Here is a 20373-nt window from a genome sequence, read left to right on the forward strand (position 1 = left end):
CCGCCGAGAGCCACGGATGACCAAGAATCCTTCATCAGACGCCACTTTGCCGAAAGGCATCCATCGAAGCTGGAAGCTGCCGGATAAGTCGCTGGGTGACTTGTGGGATTCGATCGTGATGGACGAAGCCATCAAAAAACAGTTGCTGTCACAAGCGATCGTCAACTTCACGGTGCGCCCCAAGGTGGAGCGCACGGTACTCCCCCTGCACGGCGTGATCTTGTTGGTCGGCCCGCCGGGGACTGGGAAGACCTCCTTGGCACGGGGCTTGGCGCATCGTGTGGCCGAATCTTTTTCTTCTGCGAAGTTTCGATTGCTGGAAGTGGAGCCTCACACGCTGACGAGCTCTGCAATGGGAAAGACTCAACGCGCCGTGGCAGACCTGTTCTCGCAATCGATCGCAGAATCCGCAGCGGCGGGCCCGACGATCGTCCTTCTGGACGAGGTCGAAACGCTTGCGGCTGATCGAGCGAAGCTCAGCCTGGAAGCCAACCCGGTTGATGTGCACCGGGCCACCGACGCGGTGTTGGTGCAGTTGGACATGTTGGCCGAACGCAACCCGCATCTGCTGTTCGTGGCCACCAGCAACTTCCCACAGGCCGTCGACAGTGCCTTCCTATCTCGTTGCGACATGGTGATGGAGGTGCCACTGCCCGGCAAGGATGCCTGCAAGCAGATCCTAGTGGACTGCCTGAATGGCCTGGCAAAGACATTTCCGGGGATTGGCAAGCTTTCCTCGGCTCACCAGTTCGACGCGTGCGCTGGCGAGTGCGTCGGATTGGATGGTCGGGCCATTCGCAAGGTCGTAGCCAACGCCCTCGCGGCCGACCCGCAAGTGGCTATCGATCCGAACAAGCTTTCCGTAGAGCACTTGCGCAGTGCGATACGACAGGCAAAGCAAATGCGCCTTCAAGGAGGGAAGCAAAAATGACCACCGTTGTCAGCCGGACGTTTCGCAGCTCGCCGCACCGCGATGCGTTGCAGACATGGGATGCCATTGTCGAACTGCTCACTCAGGGCAAGGACGGCACGGCTCGCTCTGAACTCAGGGCCGTGACGGGCGTGGCCGCCAGCTTGATCGCCGACCAGGCACCCAAGAGCGCGCCCATCGTTGCGACATGCGATGGACCACGGACCAGGATCTACTGCCTCTTCGACGAAGACGCGATCTATGGTGATGATGCCAACGAAGAAGTCTTGGGGTTCGAGCCGTTGAAGGGAGACTGGGGAGTCTCGCTGCCGTGTCCGAAGGAGCAGCTCGGCTGGGTGCAAAGCGCGCTCAAAAAGCACAGTTCTCGCATCATTGCACGGGACTTGAGCCAAGGAATTGCCACGCAGGCGCAGGCCGATGCTGGGCAAGCGCTGTCGCTCGACCTCGGAGGTTTCCTCAAGTCATGAGCACCGTCGCCACCTACTCGTACACGCACTCGGTTACCTATGTGACCGACAACATCCTCAAGAGCTTGAAAGACATCATCCTGCTCAGTGGGCTGGACCCTGAGCACTTTGCGGATCGCTGGGAGAGCAATACCCGAGCCATCAAGACGTGGCTCGGGACCGGTGATCTGCGCAAGGTGATTCTGGAGATCTACAACCCGGCAACCGACAAGCTCGTGACCCGATGGGATATCGACATCGTGTATGGGTGGTCCGATGGCGACGGCAGCTTCTGGACAGATACCGAGCAGTTGAAGTACGCGATCAAGAAAGCTGGGCTGCTGCCATCGCAGGCCAAGTACAAGTTAATGCTCGATACAAAGCCAGGGCGACCTGATGTGGAGGGATGGAGCAAAGGAAGTTATCGCTCGACGGATGGAATGGTCAAGCAGAGCCTAGGCTCGACTGTCGAACACAGCGGCCTGGCGGGTCAGGCCGGATATTGGAGGCAACGCTGATGCTGTCGATCGATGAAGCTTTTCGCAAGTTCAAGTCGCGTCTGGAACTCAACGAACGCGAACAGAAGAATGCCTCGCAACGCCAGAACGAAGTGCGGGACTACCTGCAGACCAAGTTCGGCATTGCGCGCAGCTTCCTGACCGGTTCCTATGCTCGATACACGAAGACGAAGCCGCTCAAGGATATCGACATCTTCTTCGTGCTGAAGGACTCGGAGAAGCATTACCACGGCAAGGCCGCATCGGTAGTGCTGGATGATTTCCACTCTGCATTGGTGGAGAAATACGGTTCGGCGGCCGTGCGCAAACAGGCGCGCTCGATCAACGTGGATTTCGGTGTTCACATCGACGCGGAGGACAACACGGACTACCGGGTGGTCAGCGTGGATGCGGTGCCCGCATTCGATACCGGCGACCAGTATGAGATCCCCGATACGGCGTCCGGAAAGTGGATCAAGACGGACCCGGAGATCCATAAGGACAAGGCGACCGCAGCGCACCAAGCCTATGGCAATGAGTGGAAAGGTCTCGTGCGCATGGTGAAGTACTGGAACAACAATCCCAAGCACGGCGATCTGAAGCCGGTGAAGCCCTCGTTCCGGGGTCTCCTCGTTTTCAGTGCAATAAGTGACGGTACGCAAAGCTAGCACTGGCGCGGGGTGGTCTGGGTAGACCGTTGATTTCATTGACTTTCCTGTTCGCTTTGTAAACGGGTATGGTGGCCTCCCACTTTTGAGGTTCACGATGCAGGGTTGGCACACAACGTTTTTGGGGATGCGTGGGCTCCCCCGCGATATCAGCGACTTCGAGATGAAGGCATTTTTCACCTTCGATGGTGCCGAGCGCGACGCAATCAATGCACGCCGAGGTGATTCCCACAAGCTTGGTCTGGCGCTCCATATTGGTTTCCTGCGCATGAGTGGGCGTTTGCTCGGTGCCTTTCGGGTAATTCCAGTAGCCTTGTGGCGCCACCTTGGCAACGAGCTTGGCATTGCAGCACCAGAAGTCGCCTCGCTGAGAGCCATGTATGAACGCGGGCGCACGCTATTCGATCACCAACAAGTAGCCTGCACGGTCCTTGGATTCCAGTGGATGAGCGAGCACCAGCGCCGCTCACTGGTACGTGAACTGCGCGACGAAGTGGCGCGCTGCGCCGACCGCGATCAGCTACTCGTGCGGGCGCGTCAATGGCTGTACAAGAACAAGCTGGTGATCGTGCACGAGCGGGCAATTCGGACACTGATTGCGGCGGCACTTGCCCAGCTTGAAGTTGAAACAGGCACCGCCATCGCCGCCAGCGTTGATCCAGCAACACTTGATCGCTGGCGAGCCTCAGTTTCAGAGCTGCGCCCAGATGGACAAACCCAGCAGAGTTGGCTATGGGCTGCACCGGCGAAACACTCAACCCGCCAAATCAGCGAGGTACTGGAGCGCATCGACCTGCTTTACACGCTGGACGTTCATAAGCACCTGGCAGACATCCCCGATCTCATCTTGCGCCGCTACGCGCGCCGACTTGTCTCCAGGCCGCCCTCAGCCGGAGCCAAGATCAAAGAGCCAGCGCGCACCGTGGAGGTCGCATGCTTTCTTCGGTATTGCCTGTTCACCACCACAGACCAGTTGATCCTTATGGTGCAGCGCCGGATCGCCGATCTGTGGCGTCAGGCTGCCGCCGATGTCCCCGCTACCGTCAATTGGGCCGCAATGTACAAAACGCTGCTCGGCGAACTTGTTGCCTTGAGCGCGCAAGGTGCGGTGCCAGATGCTGAGTTGCGTGCCCGTCTTGAAGCCTTGATCACCGAAACCCAGAAACGCAAACCACCGAGCAGGGCCTCCCTGGTCCGCGAGGGATTGATTGATGGAATTCGCCCCGTGCGGTCGTTGCTCGTCGCCATTGCAAAGCTGCCCTGGCAGGCCACCGGCGAGCATCCTGCCATCGAGTACCTTGCCAAGCTGCAAGCTTTATATCTCAAAGGATCCAGAAAGCTGCCAGTTGAAGTGGTGGCACCAAGTCTGGGAATGATCTGGCAGGTTTCGATCTCCAGCCCAGACCGGGAACGGGCGTTTCAGGCGTTGGAGGTGGCCACCCTGTTTGCCCTGCGCCGCGCGGTGCGCAATGGCTCGGTCTGGATTGAGCACAGCCTGAGCTTTCGGGGTCGTGCGCGCTTGTTCTTCACGGACGAGCGTTGGCAGGCAGAGTCCAAGAAACACTATGCCCGTCTATCGTTACCCAGCAAGGCTGCCACTTTCTTGAAGCCTTTGCTGGCCAGAGTAACTGCCGGTGTCGATGCGGTGGCCGCTGCAGCCCGCAGTGGCGTACTGCGCGTGGATGATGAACTCCATTTGTCGCCATTGCCCGCAGAGGACGAAGACCCAGAAGTGACCAAGCTGCGCGCGGCTTTGGATCACCGCATCGGTGAGGTTCAATTGCCGGAAGTGATTCTGGCCGTTGACGCCCAGGTGCGCTTTAGCTGGATCATGCTCGGACGTGAGCCGCGCTCTACCGACGAGCTGCTGATGGTCTATGCCGGCATCATGGCCCACGGCACCAGTCTGACTGCGGTCGAATGCGCGCGCATGATTCCGCAATTGTCTGCCACCAGCATTCGCCAGGCCATGCGCTGGGCGCGGGACGAACGGCGTCTGAGCCAGGCCTGCCAGGCTGTGCTGGAATTCATGCAGCGACACCCGATTGCCGCCACCTGGGGGCGGTCCGATTTGGCATCTTCTGACATGATGACCATGGAGACCACCAAACGGGTGTGGCAAGCCCGGCTTGATCCTCGGCGCAACACACCTTCCATTGGAATCTACTCCCATGTAAAAGACCGGTGGGGCATCTTCCATGCGCAGCCCTTTGTGCTCAATGAGCGCCAGGCGGGCGTGGCCATTGAAGGTGTCATCCGCCAAGAAAAGCTGGAGACCAGCCAGCTTGCTGTGGATACCCATGGCTACACCGACTTTGCCATGTCACATGCCCGTTTGCTTGGTTTTGATCTTTGCCCGCGGTTGAAGGAACTCAAACAGCGCCACCTCTTTGTGCCACGCGGCACCAAAGTGCCCGCAGAAATCGCTGCGGTGTGCGAAGCCAATGTCGACGTCGCTTTGATCGAAAAGCATTGGGATAGTCTGGTGCACCTGGCAGCCTCGGTCATGAGCGGACATGCCAGTGCGGTGGCAGCTCTTGCGCGGTTCGGTTCTGCCGCCCAGGGCGATCCAATCTATGAGGCTGGCGTGCAATTGGGGCGGTTGCTGCGTACGGCGTTTTTGGCTGACTACTTTGTCAAGGACGCTTTCAGGAACGAGTTGCGCCGGGTGCTCAATCGGGGCGAGGCTGTTAACGCCCTCAAGCGCGCCATTTATACCGGCCGGATCAGCCCGGCGCAGGCCAAACGTGTCGATGAAATGCAGGCTGTGGCCGATGCGTTGAGCCTGATGGCCAACATCGTGATGGCGTGGAATACCTCACAGATGCAGGCGGTCCTGGATCGCTGGTCGAACCGCCGCCAGGTCATTCCACCGGAACTGATCGGGAAGATTGCGCCCACCAAGCTGGAGAGCATCAACTTGCGGGGTGTGTTTCGCTTCCCGGTTGACCGCTATGCTGACCAAATCCTGCCTTCGCGGCCAAATGCATCGATAACTGGCACCAATGGATGAAACCGACCACGGTTTGACGCCACGAATCGCAGATTTGAAAGTGAACAGGAAAGTCAATGAAATCAACGATCTACCAACACCACCTCCGCGCCAGTGCTAGCTTTTCGTACCGTCACTTATTGCACTGAAAACGAGGAGACCCCTACTTCATGCAACGCGACGGAGCGGTGCTGAGCATGGTGCTGCGCATCTTTCTGCGGGTGATCGCACAAACTCTGCAGACCCACAGCCCCGGTGCGGCCCATATGGACAAGGCAGGCCTGCACATCGGTGCCATCGCCTTCATTCACCGATTCGGCTCCAGCCTCAATGAACACGTCCACTTCCACGTTTGTGTGGTGGACGGGGTGTTTGAGGAAGTGGAGGGCGAGGGCGATGCTGATGCGACCCCTCGAATCTCATCGCCGGGTGTCATCTTTCACGCGGCCACCGGCATCGATGCGGCTACCGTGGCCCCAGTGCAGACCACACTGCAAAAACGCATCCTGCGCGCCTTCGTTGCTCGGGCCTGCTGGAGAACTGTGACGCCAAAGACATGCTGGGCTACAAACACAGCGGCTTCTCGGTGGACGCCGGTGTCTGCATCGAAGCCCACGACCGCGCTGCGCTGGAGCGGCTGCTGCGCTATTGCGCGCGTCCACCGTTTTCCATGGAGCGCCTACGCAAAGAGGGAAGCAAACTGGTGTACCGCTGTGCCAAACAGCGCAGCGAGCCCACCAGTGACAAGCGTGGTGCCAAGGCAGATGAGCTGCACCTCACACCGCTGGAACTGATCGACCGCATCGCCGCGCTGGTGCCACCGCCACGCACCCACCGGCACCGCTACTTTGGTGTGCTGGCACCAAACTCGCCGCTGAGAGCGGCGGTAACGGCGCTGGCTCAGCCTGCTGCGTCGCAACCAGCCACGGTGGAGACTGCACAACCTGGCGCGGGCGTACCTGGGGTGGCGGCGCCGGGCAACGCGGCCACACCCACACCCGAACCTGAAGCACGCCCGAAGCGAGCGGCGCATTACTTGTGGGCGGTGCTGATTGCCCGCATCTACGAGGCATTTCCGCTGCTGTGCCCCATGTGCGGTGGGCAGATGCGCATCATTGCCTTCATCACCCACAGCGCCGAAATCCGCCACATCCTGAACCACATCGGGGTGGAGTCTGCCCCCCGCACATCACCCCGGCACGCGGGCCACCGCTGTGGGAGGGCTGCGACGCGCCGGTGGATGATGGTGCGCAAGGCGAGCCGGATTGGGATCTGGCAGCTCAACCCGACGAGGTAGACCAGCGCGTCAATTGGTGACCCAGTGAAGCGGCGGTATCCATCGCTGCGGGGAAGCAGCTGCGCGCGCGCCAGGCCCAAATGCATACTGCCTCCCAAGCTCTTGCCATTGAGCGGCAAGCGAGCGCTCAACCTTCCTTGGCCGAACGTGTTTCGAGGCCCAAAACTCGTGCCATACTTGGCCTCATGCGGTTGAATTTCCTATCCGTCTTTTCCCTCACTGGACCAGCAACACATGATCAACAAGATTGCGGATTCCGTTGCCGAGGCGCTCGCGGGCGTGCAGGACGGCGCCACCGTACTGATTGGCGGCTTTGGCACTTCGGGCAACCCCATTGAACTGATCAACGGCCTGATCGCCCAAGGCGCGCGCGACCTCACCGTGGTCAACAACAACGCCGGCAACGGCGATGCCGGCCTGGCCGCGCTGCTCAAGAGCGGGCAGGTGCGCAAGATCATCTGCAGCTTCCCGCGCCAGGTGGACAGCTATGTGTTCGACGAGCTGTACCGCAGCGGCAAGATCGAACTGGAACTGGTGCCCCAGGGCAACCTGGCCGAGCGCATGCGCGCCGCGGGCGCCGGCATCGGCGCCTTCTTCTGCCCCACGGCCTATGGCACGCAGCTGGCCGAAAGCAAGGAAACCCGCGAGATCAACGGCAAGCACTACGTGCTGGAGTACCCCATCTACGGCGATGTGGCCTTGGTCAAGGCCGAGAAGGGCGACCGCTGGGGCAACCTGACCTACCGCATGTCGGCGCGCAACTTCGGCCCCGTGTGCGCCATGGCGGCCAAGTACACCGTGGCCACCGTGCATGAACTGGTGGAGCTGGGCGAGATGGACCCCGAGGCCGTGGTCACCCCCGGCATCTACGTGAGCAAGGTCGTCCAGGTGCCGCGCGTGGCCACCCAGGCCGGTGGATTCAAGAAGTAAAGCCCGTTCAGCCCAAGGAGATACAGCGTGAGCAGCTATCAAAAACGAACCAAGGACGAACTGGCCGCACGAGTGGCCCAGGACATCTTCGACGGTGCCTATGTGAACCTGGGCATCGGCCAGCCGACCCTGGTGGCCAACCACATCCCCGCAGGCCGCGAGGTGGTGCTGCATTCCGAGAACGGCATCCTGGGCATGGGCCCCGCACCCGCCAAGGGCCAGGAGGACTATGACCTGACCAACGCCGGCAAGCAGCCCGTGACGCTGCTGCCCGGTGGCTGCTACTTCCACCATGCCGACAGCTTCGCGATGATGCGCGGCGGCCACCTGGACATCTGCGTGCTGGGCGCCTTCCAGGTGTCGGCCACGGGCGACCTGGCCAACTGGAGCACCGGCGAGCCCGGCGCCATTCCCGCCGTGGGCGGCGCCATGGACCTGGCCGTGGGCGCCAAGTCCACCTGGGTGATGATGGATCTGGTCAGCAAGACCGGCGAATGCAAGGTGGTCCAGGCCTGCAGCTACCCCCTGACGGGCCTGGCCTGCGTCAAGCGCATCTACACCGACCTGTGCACGCTGGAATGCACGCCCCAGGGCCTGCGCCTGATCGACACCGTGCCCGGCCTCTCGCACGAGGAACTGGAGCGCATCGTCGGCCTGCCGATCCAGCCCGCACAGCAATAAGTACCAAAACGGCCTCCAGCGCTTGATGGACAAGCGCTGGCAGCTCACTTTTTTGATATTCCCTTCGGAGACACCATGAGCAACGCCCGCCAAGCCTTCATCTGCGACGCGATCCGCACCCCCTTCGGCCGCTACGGCGGCGCCCTCTCCAGCGTGCGCACCGACGACCTGGGCGCGTTGCCCATCAAGGCGCTGATGGAGCGCAACCCTGGCGTGGACTGGGCAGCGGTGGATGACGTGCTGTATGGCAACGCCAACCAGGCCGGCGAGGACAACCGCAACGTGGCGCGCATGTCCAGCCTGCTGGCCGGCCTGCCCATCGACGTGCCCGGCGCCACCATCAACCGCCTGTGCGGCTCGGGCCTGGACGCCGTGGGCTCCGCCGCGCGCGCCATCAAGTCGGGCGAGGCGCGCTTGATGATCGCTGGCGGCGTCGAGTCCATGAGCCGCGCGCCCTTCGTGATGCCCAAGGCGGAAAGCGCCTTCAGCCGCAGCAACGCGGTGTACGACACCACCATCGGCTGGCGCTTCATCAACAAGCTGATGAAGGCTCAGTACGGCGTGGACTCCATGCCCGAGACGGCCGAGAACGTGGCTGACGATTTCAAGATCGAGCGCGAGGCCCAGGACCGCATGGCCCTGGCCAGCCAGCAAAAGGCCGCCGCCGCGATGGCCGCCGGCTACCTGGCCAAGGAAATCGTCAACGTCGTCATTCCCCAGAAGAAGGGCGACGCCGTCGTGGTCAGCCAGGACGAGCATCCGCGCGCCACCACGCTGGAGGCGCTGGCCAAGCTCAAGGGCGTGGTGCGCGAGGGCGGCACCGTCACGGCCGGCAACGCCAGCGGCGTGAACGACGGCGCCTGCGCGCTGCTGCTGGCCGATGAGGCGGCCGCCCAGCAATACAACCTGGTGCCCCGCGCCCGCGTGGTGGGCATGGCCGTGGCCGGCGTGGCGCCGCGCATCATGGGCTTTGGCCCCGCGCCTGCCGTGCGCAAGGTGCTGGCCCAGACCGGCCTGACGCTGGACCAGATGGACGTGATCGAGCTGAACGAAGCCTTCGCCGCACAGGGCCTGGCCGTGCTGCGCGACCTGGGTGTTGCCGATGACGACAAGCGCGTCAACCAGTGGGGCGGCGCCATCGCCCTGGGCCACCCGCTGGGGCCTCGGGCGCGCGCCTGGCCACCACCGCCGTGAACCAGCTGCACACGCTGGGCGGCCGCTACGCGCTGTGCACCATGTGCATCGGCGTGGGCCAGGGCATCGCCGTGGTGCTGGAGCGCGTGTAAGCGCGTCGCGTGACCCGAGGAGCGAGCATGAACAAGCAAGAACGCTGGGTGGATGTGCAGGGCGGGCGCCTGCGCGTGTGCGTGCAAGGCCCCGAGGGCGCCCCGGCCCTGGTGTTTTCCAACTCCCTGGGCACCACGCTGGAGATGTGGGACGCGCAGGCCGCGCGCTTCGCCCAGGACTTCCGCGTGGTGCGCTACGACACGCGCGGCCACGGCGCGAGCGTGGTGACACCCGGCCCCTACACCTTCGAACTGCTGGGCGGCGACGTGGTCGCGCTGCTGGATGCGCTGCGGATCGAGCGTGCGCACTTCTGCGGCATCTCCATGGGCGGCTTCACGGGCCTGTGGCTGGGCGTGCACCAGCCCCAGCGCCTGCTGAGCCTGGCCGTGTGCAACAGCGCCGCCAAGATCGGCACGGCCGAAGGCTGGCAGGCCCGCGCCGCGCTGGTGCGCGAAAAGGGCCGTGACGCCATGGCGGAGCTGGCCGCATCGTCACCCGCGCGCTGGTTCACCCCAGCCTTCTGCGCGGCCGAGCCGGACGTGGTGCTGCGCGCGCAGAGCTGGATTGCCGGCATTTCCCCTGAGGGCTATGCCGCCTGCTGCGAAGCCCTGGCGCTGGCCGACCTGCGCTCGCAGGTCGGTGGCATCGACGTGCCCACGCTGATAGTGGCCGGCAGCGCCGACCCCGTGACCACCGTGGCCGACAGCCGCTTCATGCAGGCGGCCATTGCCGGTGCGCGGCTGGCCGAGGTGCCGGCTTCGCACCTGTCCAACCTGGAAGCGCCGCAGGCCTTTGACGAGGCCCTGGCGCAGTTCCTGCGCGGCTGAGACCGCGGGCGGCGATGCAGTGCGGCTTGCTGCGCTGCCCACGCCGCTTCCTTCCATTCATCCAATCCTAGAGAAAGAGGAAACAAGCATGACCAACCTTCATCACACCACCCGCCGCACGCTGCTGGCCTCCCTGGCCGTGGCCGCCGCCGGCGCGCTGCCCCTGGGCGCCCTGGCGCAGAACTTCCCCACCAAGCCCATCACCATCATCGTGCCGTTCTCGGCCGGCGGCACCACCGACATCCTGGCGCGCATCGTGGGCCAGGGCCTCACCACCGAGCTGGGCCAGTCCGTCGTGGTGGACAACAAGCCCGGAGCGGGCGGCAACATTGGCGGATCGCTGGCCGCCAAGGCCGCGGCCGACGGCTACACCCTGTTCATGGGCACGGTGGGCACGCACGCCATCAACCAGTCGCTGTACAAGAAGATGCCCTTCGACCCGGTGAAGGACTTTGCGCCGCTGTCGCGCGTGGCCACGGTGCCCAACCTGTTGGTCGCACACCCCAGCCAGCCGTTCAAGACCGTGAAGGAAATGATCGCCTATGCCAAGGCCAACCCCGGCAAGATCACGTATGGCTCGCCCGGCAGCGGCGCGTCGCCCCACGTGTCGGGCGAGCTCTTCAAGAGCATGACCGGCACCGATCTGCTGCACATCCCCTACAAGGGCAGCGCCCCCGCCATGACCGACCTGCTGGGCGGCCAGACCTCCGTCATGTTCGACAACATGCCCTCGGCCATCCAGCACGTGCGCTCGGGCAAGCTGCGCCCCATCGCCGTGACCACCGCCAAGCGCTCGCCCGAGCTGCCTGACGTGCCGACCATCGCCGAAGCCGGCGTGCCCGGCTACGAGGCAACCTCCTGGTTCGGCATGTTTGCGCCGGCCGGCACGCCCAAGCCGGTGCTGGACAAGCTGCACGCCGCGCTGATCAAGGTGCTGAACCAGGCCGACGTGAAGAAGAAGATCGCCGAGCAGGGCGGTGACGTAGTGGCCGAGACACCCGAGCAGTTCGCCGCCTTCATCAAGGCCGAAAGCGTGAAGTGGGGCAAGGTGGTGAAGGAGTCCGGCGCGACGGCCGACTGACCCTTCGCTGAGCGGTTCAGCCCCTTACCCTCCCTCACACGGCGTGTGGAGGGGTAGCGGTAATCTGCTATTGATACGAGAGCTTGTAGCGCTTGATAGGTGGGCGCTACAGGCTCTTTTGTTATGGAGCCTTGGGTGCCTGGGGCACATCGGGCGGCAGGCCGGCGCCAGCCTCCGCCGCGGCCATGCGTTCCTGGCGCTCCTTGGCCATCTGCTCCACCAGCTGGGCGCGGCCCTGCTTGGCGACGGCGATCATGGCCTCGCGGTCGTTGTGGTGCTCGTACATGCGGTTGGACAGCGCCATGTTGTGCGCGCGGAAGCGCTCGGCCAAGGTGTCGGCCTCTTGCGGCGACAGGCCGTTGAGCTCCAGCACCGTGCGTGCGGTGCGCAGGCTGGACTCGAACACCTCGCGTTCCACATGCTCCACGCCCAGATCGCGCAGCGCGTGCCAGTGCGTCACGTCGCGCGCGCGCGCCACGATCTGCAACTGGGGAAAGTGCTTCTTCGCCAGTTGCACGATCTTGAGCGACTGCTCCGGCGCGTCCACCGCCACCACCAGGATGCGCGCATGCTCGGCGCCGGCCATGCGCAGCAGGTTCACGCGCGTGGCGTCGCCATAGAACACGCGGTAGCCAAAGGTGTGGGCCACCTCCAGCATCTCCACGCTGTGGTCCAGCACCGTGGCGGGCACGCCCTGCGCCAGCATCATGCGCGCCACGATCTGCCCATAGCGCCCGAAGCCGGCAATGATCACCGGCGCCGACTGCGGCTCGGAGATCTCCTGCGCCTGCGGGGCGGTCTTCAGCGTGGCAAAGCGCTTGAGCAGCACCCGGTCCAGCAGCACCAGCAGCAGCGGGCTGATCAGCATGGACAAGGCTACCGCGCCGATCAGCAGCGACGCCATCTCGGCCGGAATCGCGCGAAAGCCCGCGCCGGCCTGGAACACCACGAAGGCGAACTCGCCGCCCTGCGCCAGCAGCAGCGTGAACACCGGCCGCTCCTGGTAGGGCATGGCGGTCACGCGCGCCAGCGTCCAGATCACCAGTGCCTTGATGCCCAGGAAGCCCAGCAGCAGCGCCAGCATGCCCCAGGGCGTGCGCAGGATCACGCTGTCGGCCACCGCAGCCTCCGCTGCCGCCCTGCTCACCAACAGCGCCGATCCCGCGAAACCACCGGCACCGGCCAGGACAAGACCGGCAGCAAAAAGGTGGTGGCGTTCAAGAAGGCCATCATCGCCGCTGGCAGCCAGGCCGTGCGCCTGCCCTTCATGCCCGACGATCCGCGCGTGGTGGACTCCACCGGCGCACTGGCGCTGCAGGGCGTGCCCCAAAAGATGCTCATCGTCGGCGGCGGCATCATCGGCCTGGAAATGGGCACGGTGTACAGCACGCTGGGCGCCCGCCTGGACGTGGTCGAGATGATGGACGGCCTGATGCAGGGCGCGGACCGCGACCTCGTCAAGGTCTGGGAGAAGATGAACAAGCACCGCTTCGACAACATCCTGCTCAAGACCAAGACCGTGGGCGCCCAGGCCACGCCCGAAGGCATCCAGGTGCAGTTCGAGGGCCTGGACGGCACGAAGAGCGAAGGCACCTACGACCTGGTGCTGCAGGCCGTGGGCCGCACCCCCAACGGCAAGAAGATCGCTGCCGACAAGGCCGGCGTGTCTGTGACGGACCGCGGTTTCATCAACGTGGACATCCAGATGCGCACCAATGTGCCGCACATCTTCGCCATCGGCGACATCGTGGGCCAGCCCATGCTGGCGCACAAGGCGGTGCACGAGGCGCATGTGGCGGCGGAAGTGATCGCCGGCGAATTGCAGGGCAACAAGGAACTGGCCAGCGCCGCCTTCAACGCCCGCGTGATCCCCAGCGTGGCCTACACCGACCCCGAAGTGGCCTGGGTGGGCCTGACCGAAGACCAGGCCAAGCAGCAGGGCATCAAGGTCAAGAAGGGCCTGTTCCCCTGGGCGGCCTCGGGCCGCGCCATTGCCAACGGCCGCGACGAAGGCGTCACCAAGCTGCTGTTCGACGACAGCCCCGAAGCAGGATCAGGAGACGGCCATGCTGGCCGGGGCCACGGCAAGATCCTGGGCGGCGGCATGGTCGGCACGCATGCGGGCGACATGATCGGCGAGATCGCCCTGGCCATCGAGATGGGTGCGGACGCTGTCGACATCGGCAAGACCATCCACCCGCATCCGACGCTGGGCGAGAGCATCGGCATGGCGGCGGAAGTGGCGCATGGCAGCTGCACGGATGTGCCGCCTGCGCGCAAGTAAGTCCGCAGCCAAGCTACCCTGACAAGGCCCGAACTGGCGACGGTTCGGGCCTTGTGCTTTGCGTACCCAAACAATCGCCGCAGAATACTGTGCATTTGTACAGTATTCATGTCAGCCACTTCCAAGCCCAAGCTCTACAACCCACGCCACCCCGAACGCACGCTGCTCTACCAAATGGTAGCCGAGCACTACGAGACCTGGCTAGAGTTGGCCAGCGCGGGTCAGTTCGACGGCCAGGGCGACCACCACACCCCCAAGCCCTTCGTGCGCAAAGCGTTTGCCAAGTATCTTGAGTGCGGCATCTTTGCCCATGGCTTTGCCCGCGCTCGCTGCGGCGACTGTGGGCACGACTACTTTGTAGCCTTCTCCTGCAAAGGCCGGGGAGTCTGCCCCTCGTGCACCACGCGGCGGATGGTGGAGACGGCGGCACACCTGAGCGACCACGTTTTCCCCGCCTGCCGGTGCGCCAGTGGGTGCTCTCCGTGCCCAAGAGGTTGCGGTACTTCATGCAACGCGACGGAGCGGTGCTGAGCATGGTGCTGCGCATCTTTCTGCGGGTGATCGCACAAACTCTGCAGACCCACAGCCCCGGTGCGGCCCATATGGACAAGGCAGGCCTGCACATCGGTGCCATCGCCTTCATTCACCGATTCGGCTCCAGCCTCAATGAACACGTCCACTTCCACGTTTGTGTGGTGGACGGGGTGTTTGAGGAAGTGGAGGGCGAGGGCGATGCTGATGCGACCCCTCGAATCTCATCGCCGGGTGTCATCTTTCACGCGGCCACCGGCATCGATGCGGCTACCGTGGCCCCAGTGCAGACCACACTGCAAAAACGCATCCTGCGCGCCTTCGTTGCTCGGGCCTGCTGGAGAACTGTGACGCCAAAGACATGCTGGGCTACAAACACAGCGGCTTCTCGGTGGACGCCGGTGTCTGCATCGAAGCCCACGACCGCGCTGCGCTGGAGCGGCTGCTGCGCTATTGCGCGCGTCCACCGTTTTCCATGGAGCGCCTACGCAAAGAGGGAAGCAAACTGGTGTACCGCTGTGCCAAACAGCGCAGCGAGCCCACCAGTGACAAGCGTGGTGCCAAGGCAGATGAGCTGCACCTCACACCGCTGGAACTGATCGACCGCATCGCCGCGCTGGTGCCACCGCCACGCACCCACCGGCACCGCTACTTTGGTGTGCTGGCACCAAACTCGCCGCTGAGAGCGGCGGTAACGGCGCTGGCTCAGCCTGCTGCGTCGCAACCAGCCACGGTGGAGACTGCACAACCTGGCGCGGGCGTACCTGGGGTGGCGGCGCCGGGCAACGCGGCCACACCCACACCCGAACCTGAAGCACGCCCGAAGCGAGCGGCGCATTACTTGTGGGCGGTGCTGATTGCCCGCATCTACGAGGCATTTCCGCTGCTGTGCCCCATGTGCGGTGGGCAGATGCGCATCATTGCCTTCATCACCCACAGCGCCGAAATCCGCCACATCCTGAACCACATCGGGTGGAGTCTGCCCCCCGCACATCACCCCGGCACGCGGGCCACCGCTGTGGGAGGGCTGCGACGCGCCGGTGGATGATGGTGCGCAAGGCGAGCCGGATTGGGATCTGGCAGCTCAACCCGACGAGGTAGACCAGCGCGTCAATTGGTGACCCAGTGAAGCGGCGGTATCCATCGCTGCGGGGAAGCAGCTGCGCGCGCGCCAGGCCCAAATGCATACTGCCTCCCAAGCTCTTGCCATTGAGCGGCAAGCGAGCGCTCAACCTTCCTTGGCCGAACGTGTTTCGAGGCCCAAAACTCGTGCCATACTTGGCCTCATGCGGTTGAATTTCCTATCCGTATCCGTCCCACCTGCTGGCGAACCGGTCGCTTGCGGACCTGCTGCTGTTCGGCAGTTTCCTGATTTGGTCGCTGGCTTCGCTGGCGGCCGCCAGGCGCAGGGACCGCGCGGCCGCCACCCGCTACCCGGCCGGCACCATGGCCGGCACCCTGGGTGCGATCGTGGCAGGTGTCGTCGCCTGGGCCGCGTTCGCGTTCTGGCTGCATCAGCTGTGGCTGGGCGTGAGGCCATTCGGCTGACGTCACGCCTGCCGCCTGCTGCAGGCCGGGCTGTAGCGTTTCTTAACGAAGAATCAACTGTTCGTGGACTGAAAATCCATGGCAAGATAAAGCTCGCCTATGAGCCGGCATCCCGCACAAGTCTCCTGTCGGGCCGGTCGTCGGCACCTTTAACAAGACCGCGCGGCGCAGGCGGCGGAGCACAGGGACGCGGGCAAAGATCCGGCAGAAAATAACCTTTCAACTCTGGAGACAATCAATGAAACACCCCTTATCGGCAAGGCTGAAAAAGCAGCGGCACCTGTCCGCGCTCGCGCTTGCGCTGCTGGCCGGATGCGGCAGCAGCGGCTCGGACAATGACAGCGGAAACGGCGGCTCGCCGGCGCAGGCGTCGCTCAGGGTCACCAGCGTGTCATCGCCGCAAGGCATGGCCAGCGGCGGCGACAGCCTGATACAGGTCAGCGATGCGGCAGGCGGCGCGATCGACAACGTCGTCATCCGCCTGAACGGCAGGGATGTGTCGGCGGCGTTCAGGAAGGCGCCGAACAGCGGCGCGCTGCTGGGCACCGTAACCGGCATGAGCAACGGAGAGAACAGGATCGAGGTGCTGGACGCGGCCGATCCGTCGGTGGTGCGTGCCAGCCTTACGCTGACCAACTATCCGCTGCAGGGACCCATCCTGTACGCGCCGCAGGAGCAGCCTATCGCCTGCGAGACGCATAACTTCACGATCTACCCGGGCGGACCGAAACTGTCCGACGCGCCGGTCACGAATGCCGACTGTACCGTGCCGACCCGTGTCGACTGGGTCTATCACGACGCCAGCAAGGCCGGCACTGCGGTCTGGCAGCGCTACGACCCGGCGAATCCGCCGGCCAGCGTCGAGCAGACCACGCTGGCCGACGGCAGCAAGGTGCCCTACATCGTCCGTCTCGAGACCGGCGTGATCAACCGCGGCATCTACCAGACCGCGGTGCTGGGCGACCCGGTCGCCAATCCGAACCCGACCCCGCAAACGCCGGCGAAGTCCTGGAACGGCAAGCTGGTGTATCCGTTCGGCCAGAGCTGCGGCGGCGGCTGGTATGTGCAGGGCACGTCCATGGGACCGGTCGGCGGGTCGACCGCGTCGGCCAATGGCGTGTCGGGCGACTTCAATGTGCTGAACGACCTGCCGCTCAGGAAAGGCTACGCAGTGGCGAATTCGACGCTGAATTTCTTCGGCCAGAACTGCAATCACATCATTTCGGCCGAGACCATGATGATGGTGAAGGAACGGGTGGCGGAAAACTACGGTCCCATCCTCTACACGATGGGCTGGGGGAACTCGGGCTCGTCCATACAGCAAAGCATGATCGCCGACGTCTACCCGGGCCTCATCGACGGCTTGGTCATGTTCAACGGCTTCCCGGACAATACCAACATCGCCAGCCTGGAAGGCCGGCTTTTCTACAACTTCCAGCTCAACCACACGAAGGGCGGCACAACCGAGAACGGCACCTTTGCGCCGCTGCCCAACGCGCCGTATGACCCGACCTACGACAATGCGACGGCGGCGCGCCGCGCGGCCGATGCCAGCCTGCTCAACTGGAGCAACAGCGACATCGCCGCGGTGTCCGGCTTCACGACCTATCACAGCGTGCGCCAGCAGGCCAGCTTCTGGGCCGGACGCCTGGACTCGGTGCTGCGCACGCCGAATGCCGGCGACCGCGACAACGTGATGGCCGGCGCCGGCAACAGCTCGGTGTTCAGGGCGATCATCGGCAACGAGAGGAAATACAGCCCGGCCAATGCGGTGGCCAGCGCGCCCATGGGCACCATCCCGACGGCAGGCTACACGCCGCCGCCGGTCAGCCCGCTGCAACCGAACCCGACCGGCCTGCGGCCCAACGTCGCCGACCATAACAAGAACACGCTGGGGATCGACCCTGCCACCGGTTTTGGGCGCAGCTACAGTGCCAACGTCGGGTCCAGTACGGGCTGAATGCGCTCAACAGCGGCCAGGTCAGCATGGCGCAGTTCATCAACCTGAACGACAAGATAGGCGGCGTCGACATCGACGGCAACCATACCGCGGCGCGCATCCAGCCCGACGTGGAAGGCCTGAAGAATGCCTATCGTTCCGGCATGATCATGTATGGCGGCGGCGGGCTGGCCCAGACCGCGATACTCAATATGGACGGTCTCAACAACGAGGCCACCGGCGCCGGCGACCTGCACCTGAAGTTTTTCCACTACATGGTGCGGGCGCGGCTGAAAGCGGCCAACGGCCACTTCGACAACCACGTGATGTGGAATGGCCAGGCCAATGTCGCGGCCTTCGTGCAGGACCCGCATGCCCACGCGGCCAGCCCGGTCCTGCCGCCGCGCCCGGCCTACAGCGGCCGGCGCGAGATCGTGCTGGAGAAAGCGTTCGACAGCATGGACCGCTGGCTGACCGCGACGGTCAACGACAAGACTTCGGCCAGCCGCGCGGCCGCGGTGGTGCGCAACAAGCCGGCCGACCTGGTCGACGGCTGCTTCGGCGCCAGCACGCCGGGCGCGGCGAACGATTTCATCGTCGAGCCGCAGACCTTCGGCGGCTTCAACACCGTGTTCCTGAAAGGGAACGGGACGGCGCAGCCGGCCGGCACGGTGAGCACCGGCGCCACGCCGTCGCGCTGCAATGCAATGTTCCCGGCGTCGTCCTATCCCCGCTTCGAAGCCGGCGAACCGTTGACGGGCAGGGTGGTGCAATGCCAGTTGAAGCCGGTCAGCGCAGAAGACTACGCAGGCTATGCGGCGCTCAATCCGGGCTGGACCGGCGCCACCCGTGACGCCGACCTGGCCAGGCTGCGGCAGGTGTTCGCAGGCGGCGTCTGCGACTACAGCAAGCCGGGCCTGGCCGAGCAACCGCTGGCCGGCACCTGGCTCAGGGTCACGGGACCGGGGCAACTGGTAGCGGGACAGCCGCTGCAGAAGTAAGCGGGTGAAGTAAGCGGGTGACCCAATCGGATGCGCCGGCCCGGCCGGCGCATCCGTCGTCGCGGACTGCAGGCCGCGAAATGGCGCCCGCAGCTTGGTAAAGGTCCGTGGATTCCCTTCCTTCAGCCTGGCACCGGGCATTAGCAGCGGAGGTCAGGCAGCCTTCCTTCGCTTGCAAGCAAAGCGCGGGAAGCGCCGGTTTGCGATGATGTAGTCCCACGCATTTTTTCAGGCAGGACTATGGCGCAGCATCCCAAACTGCAGGTCTTTCTCGACCTGGACGGCGTTTTCGCCGATTTCGACGCGCGCGTGAAGCGGCTCACCGGCAAGCATCCGGACCAGCTCGACCGCAATCACCTATGGAAGGCGATCAACCGCGACAAGCGCTTTTTTGCGGAGCTGGAACTGATCGAAGGCTGCATGCAGCTATGGGAGGCGACGCGCGACCTTGAACCGGTGTTCCTGACCGGCGCGCCATCGTCGCGCATCTTCCAGGAACAGAAACGCGAATGGGTAGCGCGCATTTTCGGACCGGAGTTCACGGTCCACGTGGTGCCGAAGAGACTCAAGCAAGACTACAGCGGACCGGGCAAGGTGCTGATCGACGACACCCCGGCCAATATCGAGCAATGGGAATCGCGCGGCGGGCACGGCATCCTGCATACCGGGGACCATGCGTCCACGGTGCGGGCACTGCAGGAACTGGCAGCGCTCTACCTCGAACAGGAAGGCAGCACGGGTTCCTGACACAGCCGGCGCATTCCGGCGCCTGCCGAAATCTCCCATCCTTGTCCTGCGGCAGCTAAAATCATGCCCCGTCAAAACATCGAAAGAGACTCCGGTGCAGGGAATCAAGAGAAAGCTGGTGTACGTCACGGTCTTCGAGGCGATCGCCATATCGGTCTGCACCGTGGGTTTTGCGATGCTGTCCGGCAAAAGCCTGGCCCATGCCGGCGCATTGTCGGTCGTGACATCGGCCATCGCCATCATGTGGAATTTTCTTTTCACGAATTTGTTCGAGGCATGGGAAGCGCGGCAGGCGACTGGCGGTCGCAGCATCGGGCGCCGCGTCGCCCATGCGGTGTGCTTCGAGGCGGGCCTGCTGCTGATCATTGTCCCGCTCACCGCGGCATGGCTCGATATCACGCTCGCCAGCGCGCTCGTGCTCAATATCGGCCTCGCCGGGTTCTTCCTGGTATATACCTTCGCGTTCAACTGGAGTTTCGACCGGCTCTTCGGCCTGCCCGCATCCGCCCGGAAATGAGCCGAGGGCAAGTCCATGCTCGTCGAAAAAAAGCAAACCGGTGGCCCGGTCACGGCGCCTAGTACAATCTCCGCTTCATAAATACGTGAACCAGTGAGAAACCGCGTGGTTCCTTCGTAGTGGACATATTGATTATACCAGCGGGATCAACCGTTTTTTGAACTGAATT

The 20373-nt window shown here is 63.9% G+C and carries 12 protein-coding genes and 6 pseudogenes; 17 read left to right on the plus strand and 1 reads right to left on the minus strand.

The genetic code is table 11. The features are described 5' to 3' along the window. The first annotated feature begins 16 nt into the window (after positions 1-16). The 11 genes and pseudogenes from cap6 (at position 17) to H9K75_RS19855 (ending at position 11637) form a co-directional block, all read left to right on the plus strand. Complete coding sequence (gene cap6 / locus H9K75_RS19805) at positions 17-931, plus strand: CBASS system CD-NTase-associated protein Cap6 (RefSeq protein ID WP_003050256.1); 915 nt, start codon at positions 17-19, stop codon at positions 929-931. Further along, positions 928-1398 carry a type III CBASS phage resistance system CD-NTase-associated protein Cap8 gene (gene cap8 / locus H9K75_RS19810; protein WP_003153638.1) on the plus strand — a complete coding sequence of 157 codons (471 nt, stop codon included), beginning with the start codon at positions 928-930 and terminating at the stop codon, positions 1396-1398. The genes cap6 and cap8 overlap by 4 nt, the downstream gene beginning before the upstream one ends. Next, positions 1395-1895 carry a type III CBASS phage resistance system CD-NTase-associated protein Cap7 gene (cap7, locus tag H9K75_RS19815; protein WP_003090159.1) on the plus strand — a complete coding sequence of 167 codons (501 nt, stop codon included), beginning with the start codon at positions 1395-1397 and terminating at the stop codon, positions 1893-1895. The genes cap8 and cap7 overlap by 4 nt, the downstream gene beginning before the upstream one ends. Beyond that, positions 1895-2494: pseudogene (locus H9K75_RS19820) on the plus strand (CBASS oligonucleotide cyclase); the annotation flags it as partial. The gene cap7 and the pseudogene H9K75_RS19820, both read left to right, overlap by 1 nt. Positions 2495-2639: 145 nt before the next feature. Further along, on the plus strand, positions 2640-5555 hold the full coding sequence (locus H9K75_RS19825; RefSeq protein ID WP_059401894.1) for a Tn3-like element IS1071 family transposase: 2916 nt from the start codon (positions 2640-2642) through the stop codon (positions 5553-5555). A gap of 143 nt (positions 5556-5698) precedes the next feature. Then, positions 5699-6851 (plus strand): annotated as a pseudogene (locus H9K75_RS19830) (IS91-like element ISCR8/ISPps1 family transposase); the annotation flags it as partial. Between the two features lie 214 nt (positions 6852-7065). After that, positions 7066-7761, plus strand: coding sequence for a 3-oxoacid CoA-transferase subunit A (locus H9K75_RS19835; RefSeq protein WP_187723857.1), 696 nt, complete (start codon positions 7066-7068; stop codon positions 7759-7761). Positions 7762-7788: 27 nt separating this feature from the next. Next, positions 7789-8442 carry a 3-oxoacid CoA-transferase subunit B gene (locus tag H9K75_RS19840; protein WP_088888401.1) on the plus strand — a complete coding sequence of 218 codons (654 nt, stop codon included), beginning with the start codon at positions 7789-7791 and terminating at the stop codon, positions 8440-8442. Between the two features lie 75 nt (positions 8443-8517). Continuing rightward, positions 8518-9728, plus strand: a pseudogene (gene pcaF, locus H9K75_RS19845) (3-oxoadipyl-CoA thiolase). Between the two features lie 27 nt (positions 9729-9755). Then, complete coding sequence (gene pcaD, locus H9K75_RS19850; RefSeq protein ID WP_135149213.1) at positions 9756-10556, plus strand: 3-oxoadipate enol-lactonase; 801 nt, start codon at positions 9756-9758, stop codon at positions 10554-10556. A gap of 88 nt (positions 10557-10644) precedes the next feature. Further along, a complete protein-coding gene (locus tag H9K75_RS19855) occupies positions 10645-11637 on the plus strand; it encodes a Bug family tripartite tricarboxylate transporter substrate binding protein (protein ID WP_187723858.1) in 993 nt (330 codons plus the stop codon). A gap of 121 nt (positions 11638-11758) precedes the next feature. Here H9K75_RS19855 and H9K75_RS19860 read toward each other — a convergent pair. Next, a pseudogene (locus H9K75_RS19860) lies at positions 11759-12748 on the minus strand (NAD-binding protein); the annotation flags it as partial. Between H9K75_RS19860 and H9K75_RS19865 the strand changes: the two are divergent. The 6 genes and pseudogenes from H9K75_RS19865 (at position 12638) to H9K75_RS19895 (ending at position 20204) form a co-directional block, all read left to right on the plus strand. Next, positions 12638-13921: a dihydrolipoyl dehydrogenase family protein gene (locus tag H9K75_RS19865; RefSeq protein ID WP_226858768.1), complete on the plus strand. Its 1284-nt coding sequence runs from the start codon at positions 12638-12640 to the stop codon at positions 13919-13921. The pseudogene H9K75_RS19860 and the gene H9K75_RS19865 overlap by 111 nt on opposite strands. A 108-nt stretch (positions 13922-14029) precedes the next feature. Continuing rightward, positions 14030-15573 (plus strand): annotated as a pseudogene (locus H9K75_RS24910) (IS91-like element ISCR8/ISPps1 family transposase). A gap of 250 nt (positions 15574-15823) precedes the next feature. After that, complete coding sequence (locus tag H9K75_RS19875) at positions 15824-16000, plus strand: NnrU family protein (protein WP_241229592.1); 177 nt, start codon at positions 15824-15826, stop codon at positions 15998-16000. A gap of 406 nt (positions 16001-16406) precedes the next feature. Beyond that, positions 16407-18940: pseudogene (locus H9K75_RS24235) on the plus strand (DUF6351 family protein). A 240-nt stretch (positions 18941-19180) separates the two neighbouring features. Beyond that, positions 19181-19687 carry a 5' nucleotidase, NT5C type gene (locus tag H9K75_RS19890; protein WP_187723861.1) on the plus strand — a complete coding sequence of 169 codons (507 nt, stop codon included), beginning with the start codon at positions 19181-19183 and terminating at the stop codon, positions 19685-19687. 94 nt (positions 19688-19781) lie between these two features. Next, positions 19782-20204: a PACE efflux transporter gene (locus H9K75_RS19895; protein WP_187723862.1), complete on the plus strand. Its 423-nt coding sequence runs from the start codon at positions 19782-19784 to the stop codon at positions 20202-20204. The last annotated feature ends 169 nt before the right edge of the window (positions 20205-20373 follow it).

The sequence above is a fragment of the Diaphorobacter aerolatus genome, assembly GCF_014489535.1.
GTDB classification, from domain to species: domain Bacteria; phylum Pseudomonadota; class Gammaproteobacteria; order Burkholderiales; family Burkholderiaceae_C; genus Diaphorobacter_A; species Diaphorobacter_A aerolatus.